We start from the raw sequence: 5,336 nt of genomic DNA on the forward strand, positions 1-5,336 counted from the left end.
AAATATTTCTCCAAATAATTACGCTCTAAAAAAGCCATATTGATTATAGTTTAAATTTCCGATTTACTACACTGAATGTAGTAAACTGCAAATTTAAACTTTTTTCTTGTGCAAATTATAATTTCATGATTTATTTTCAACAAAAGACAACATCTTGCTTTTTACTTGATTTAAACGAAACTCTGCATCGAATTATTTTCAAAATAAAAATCTTCAGTGCAAATTTTCAATTTCAAATCAATATATAGGGCAAGGTGCAAGTATCTATATATAGATACTTGCACCTTGCCCTATATATAATATTTACAATCAGAATGATTTTTTGCTTGAAAAAAATTGTAACTTTGCACCTAAGTCATTTGTAGCCATTTCTGCTCCAAGTGAAGACAAAACACGTACTTTGACAATCGTTACCAAATCATTACTTAAAGATGATTTAAATGGAGAAACAAATTCATTATCAGATTTTTGCAAAGATAAGTTCTGTCCCCTGCGAGGACACTTGGCACAGAGAATTACGCAAAAAGTGATTCTCTTTTTTTATGCTGTATTTGAACGGTTTTACTGGGTTTAAGACGAGTTGTGTAAATCAGGATATATAGACCATAAATGTAACAATTGATGTTATTTACTGCCGGTTTAACACATCGGCAAACAATGAATCATCCTTGATACTTCGAGTTATGAAAGATGGAAAACGAAAATATTCGAGCATCGGAATCTCAACGTATCCTATTTATTGAGATTTTTCAGATGAACAAACCCAAACGAAATTACCCTGACAAAAGTTAGATTGAGCGTATTGTTTCCTCGAAAATTACAGAATTTCGGGAGCAATTTCTGAACCTGAAAGCCGAAAACAAAGAATTTACCGCAACATGTCTTATTGAAAAAGGCATAAGTCCGAAAAAATCTGAAACAGTCGGAGACTTATTCCTTTTCCAAATCAAAGTAATTACGGATTATTTGGCATAAAATAAGGACTTGCAGAAATATTCCAGTTCTATGAAAATAAACGCATTGCTGCCGAATGTAATCCGCAAGATGTTTATAATTATGAATGGAATAATTACGAATGTATGATTAGCTATGATGACGATGAAGTTATTAAACTAATTGTAAATTATTTCGGTGTTGATATAGCCTGAACCATTAAGAGTAAATACTGTTATACGAATGTTGTAGGTAATAATAGCAACAGTATTCAAAATATAAATTCCTAAAAGAATTAACTATATTAAAGTTTTAGGAATTTTATTCATCTTTGCAATAAGATTTACAAAGCAACTTATATGCAAAAAATTCAAAGAAAAAGAGAGATTGATAAACTTTCTGTATTGAAAGACAAAAATTTAATAAAAGTAATTACAGGAGTAAGGCGTAGTGGAAAATCAACTCTTTTATTGCAGTTTCAAGAGTTATTGAAAGCAGAAAATCCCTTTGTGTCTATCGTTTCCGTAAATTTGGATTTGCCAGAATTTCGTTTTCTTGCCGAAAAAGGTTGAAAAGAAATTTATGATTATATTCAAAATCTACTTCAAAAAGGTGTAATGAACTATGTTTTTATTGATGAAATACAAAACATTTCCGAATTTGAAAAATTGCTCGAGGGTTTGTTCGTCAATCCCGATGTGGATTTATATGTAACAGGTTCAAATGCCTATCTTTTATCCGGCGAATTAGCAACTTTATTGACAGGTAGGGCGTTTGAAATCAATATTTTGCCTTTTTCATTTGCCGAATATTTGGAATGCACAGACAGATCCGCTAATCCAGACCGCGCATTTGCCGATTTTATGAGTACAGGAGGATTTCCTGAAGCCGTTGGTCTTGCTCAGAATAGCGAAAGTTTTGCATACGAATATTTGAATACTGTTTTTCAAAATATCTACAAAAATGATATACAGAAACGGCATACAATCTATTATGAAACTTCATATAGAGAAGTCGTTCATTTCTTAATTGATAGTATGGGCACTTCTGTTTCCGCGGGAAATATAGCCAAAGTTCTTACTGCAAACGGTAAGAAAATTTACAATAAAACCGTGTCAAAATACATTGACACACTTGTTGAATCCTATCTTTTTTACAAAGTAAACCGCTATGACATAAAAGGAAAACAGCATTTGGCAACACAGCAAAAATATTATCTTGTTGATTTGGGATTGAGATATGCTTTGCTTGGCAAAGAACTTTCGGCAGATGCGGGGCATTTACTCGAAAATGTAATATATCTTGAATTACAACGCCGTGACGAACAAATTTGGATTGGCAAAGCCGATAATCTTGAAGTTGATTTTGTGACAAGAGGCAAAGACGGTTATACAAAGTATATTCAGGTGGCGTTCACGGTAAAAGAGCAAAAAACACTTGATAGAGAACTTGCACCATTCTCAAAAATCCCTGATTACAATGAAAGATTGTTGATTACAATGGATTACGAGAAAGGAAGCCATAATGGTATAAAACAAATAAATGCCATTGATTGGTTGTTAAATAACTCATCCGAATCGTTCATATAATATAAAATAAGCTGTCTGAAAAACGGCCGCCCTTGTTTATTATTTAAAACAACTATAGGTTAATAAATTAAATTTATAATGAAAATTAATTCCGCATCTAAATATTTAGTAAAATATAGAACTTGGGTTATTAAGTTAAATTATCCTTGTTTTATTCTATTGCATTTGAGTTTATGTATAATAATTACTATTATTTTTACAGGAATTATGTATCTTATTAAGACTGATTTTGAGAAGTATCCTGTAAATATTAATGTTCCGATTTTTTTTCTTATTGCTTGGAGTATCATATTAGCCCCTATCTTAGAAACTCTAATTTTCCAAAAGTTACCATATAAATTTTTCAGACGGTTTAAAGGGTTTCCTGCAAATTATATTTTTATTTCTAGTTTTATATTTGGAATAGTACATGTTTCTAGTTTTTATAACTTTAATGTAATAAGTGTTTTGAATATTATCAGAACGATTTTAATAGGTGTGATATTTGCCTTTATGTATTATGTTTTATACAAAAAAGGAAAAGAAAATCCTTTCTGGTCTGTTGTTTTGGTACATGCCTTACTGAATGCATCTTCATCTTTATATGACTTATTCTAAAATATTAAGTTTTAAATAAGGATATAAATGATGAAATAATATGTTAAATTATCAACAAAAAAACGAGGTAAAACATTATGAAATCCGAAAATCTACCTTATATGATTTCATTGAAGATAAAAAGCTGGGGATTAAAAAATAAAGCAATCTCACTTATTAACTTTCAATTAGTAACTATACCATAAATATATTGGACACTAATTTACGTTCGGAATAATTTATCTCATCATGTGCTGTTAGAGCAGAAAAGAAAATCTATAAAATTTTTTCAGTGCAAATCAATCAAAAAGCAATCTATCCTTTGCAACACCCTCAGGTTACTACCAAAAATCAGGGTCTGCCGATTAAAAGCATCCTATTTGTTTACCCGAACCGAATGAAATTTTTATGATACTTATGAAAATCTAAACAGGATTCCCTTCCTGAAACATTCCGGCCAATGGCTGAAAGATACCGGGTTTACTATTTCCAGCAATGTTTCTATTATTGTAAAAGAGGATTTATTGAAAATTATGAAACTGCAAATGAATTTGAAAAATAAATTTATAAAACCGGTTCTGTTTTTAATAAATTTATTTACTTTTGACCGGCGAATAGAATCTGAATTCAAAAACAAAAGACTATGGCTGTAAGTCATGTAATTCGGGAGAAATATTACCCTAAGGACAGGGAAGCTCCAAATAAATTCAACGCATCTATGATTAAAAAGTCGAAATTAGCTTTCCGCCTCGGAAGCGATTTAAAAGGGATGTTTTCGACTCTGAAATTCGAAAGAATGAAGTAAACCGAAATGCTGCCTTGCTTTTCAAAAAAGCAAGGCAGCATTTAAAAAAAGCAGCCTTCCGTTTCCCCAAAAGCAAGGCAGCATTTGATAAAATGCTAAGTACGATTTAGGGAAATGGAAGGCAGGAATTGATTCTTTGGAACGGAATGACAGGAATTAACATATTAAACTTTACAGAACTATTAATAACATAGATGTTGCGCCCGACACAAATCAGGGAGGTTACAATGGGACAAATCAATAATTCAATTAACTTTATGGCTCTTGGAATAACTCAAGAAAAGGATACAAATTCAGAAAGTCCTGCACATAAAAGAAATCATAAACTTTACCTTAAGAGAATAGGTTTATCATTTACATTATTATTAGTAACTGCATTTGCTATGGGGCAGATTAAAGTTACTACAAACGGCAATGTGGGTATAGGCACTAATAACACTTCAAACGGGAAACTTGTAATTGCTTCCAACGGCGCCGAATTTGCATTTCATGCAAGCAATAAATCAGACGGCAAATCATACTTCGGGTCATACAATACAAAAGATCCTTGGATTAATTTTTATCACCCTAAGTTAGGATACAATAAAATAAGATTTAAAGCCTATCTGCTATCATCGGATAGCACATTAAAGACAGATATTACTCAATTAGAGGATGTAACCCCAATCTTAAAACAAATAAGAACATATTCGTATTATTTCAAATCGGACTCTGTTTCTTTCGACTCAAATAATATTCAGGATATACGAAAAAAAGACTATGGAGTATTGGCGCAAGAACTTAAAACTATTTTACCCGATTTGGTAGATACGTGTAATAACGAAATGTTTGTGAATTATAATGCATTTATTAGTATTCTTATTAAAGGTTTTAATGAACAACAGGCTTTAATAGAAACCCTTCAAAATGAAATTTCCGATCAGAAAAAAGAGTTAGAGGAAATATTAAGGTATATGTATAATTGTTGCGGATTATCTAAAGAATCCGAAGAACCGCAAAACAATAAAAGCGAGACTATAGAACCAAATAATAATACATTAGAGAATTCTTATGAAACAGCTATTCTGTATCAAAATGCTCCTAATCCGTTTTCTTCTAATACTAAAATTACATGTTATTTACCTGAAGGATTTAATAAAGCAATGATACACATATATAATTTACAAGGAGTTGAATTAAAATCGTACCCTCTTACACAAGCAGGCTTAAATGATATAACTGTAAATGCATCGGAACTTTCTGCTGGAATGTACCTTTATACTTTAATGATTGATAATAAAATTATTGACACAAAGCGGATGATTTTAACAAAATAAAACTATTTTCGCTGTAAAACTAAAAACACATCACGATGAAAAATTTAATAAAAACATTAGTAACAAGCTTGATCATATTATCTCTTTTTTCAGCCTGCGATAAGTATCATATAGATA

At 30.9% G+C, this 5,336-nt stretch carries 4 protein-coding genes and 1 pseudogene; all 5 read left to right on the forward strand.

Features of this window, described 5'->3' with window-relative positions; genetic code table 11:
• The first annotated feature begins 1,292 nt into the window (after positions 1-1,292).
• The 5 genes and pseudogenes from LBP67_03995 (at position 1,293) to LBP67_04015 (ending at position 5,219) form a co-directional block, all read left to right on the forward strand.
• Positions 1,293-1,748: pseudogene (locus LBP67_03995) on the forward strand (AAA family ATPase).
• 222 nt (positions 1,749-1,970) lie between these two features.
• The gene (locus tag LBP67_04000; GenBank protein ID MDR2084138.1) at positions 1,971-2,522 is read left to right on the forward strand and encodes a DUF4143 domain-containing protein; all 552 of its coding nucleotides are present in this window, start codon (positions 1,971-1,973) and stop codon (positions 2,520-2,522) included.
• A 78-nt stretch (positions 2,523-2,600) separates the two neighbouring features.
• Positions 2,601-3,119 carry a CPBP family intramembrane metalloprotease gene (locus LBP67_04005; protein ID MDR2084139.1) on the forward strand — a complete coding sequence of 173 codons (519 nt, stop codon included), beginning with the start codon at positions 2,601-2,603 and terminating at the stop codon, positions 3,117-3,119.
• A 622-nt stretch (positions 3,120-3,741) separates the two neighbouring features.
• A complete protein-coding gene (locus LBP67_04010; protein ID MDR2084140.1) occupies positions 3,742-3,903 on the forward strand; it encodes a hypothetical protein in 162 nt (53 codons plus the stop codon).
• Between the two features lie 194 nt (positions 3,904-4,097).
• Positions 4,098-5,219 (forward strand): tail fiber domain-containing protein, encoded by a 1,122-nt coding sequence (locus LBP67_04015; protein MDR2084141.1) that lies wholly within the window; start codon positions 4,098-4,100, stop codon positions 5,217-5,219.
• Positions 5,220-5,336 lie beyond the last annotated feature (117 nt).

The organism is Bacteroidales bacterium (assembly GCA_031276035.1).
In the GTDB taxonomy this organism is placed as follows: Bacteria; Bacteroidota; Bacteroidia; order Bacteroidales; family BM520; genus RGIG7150.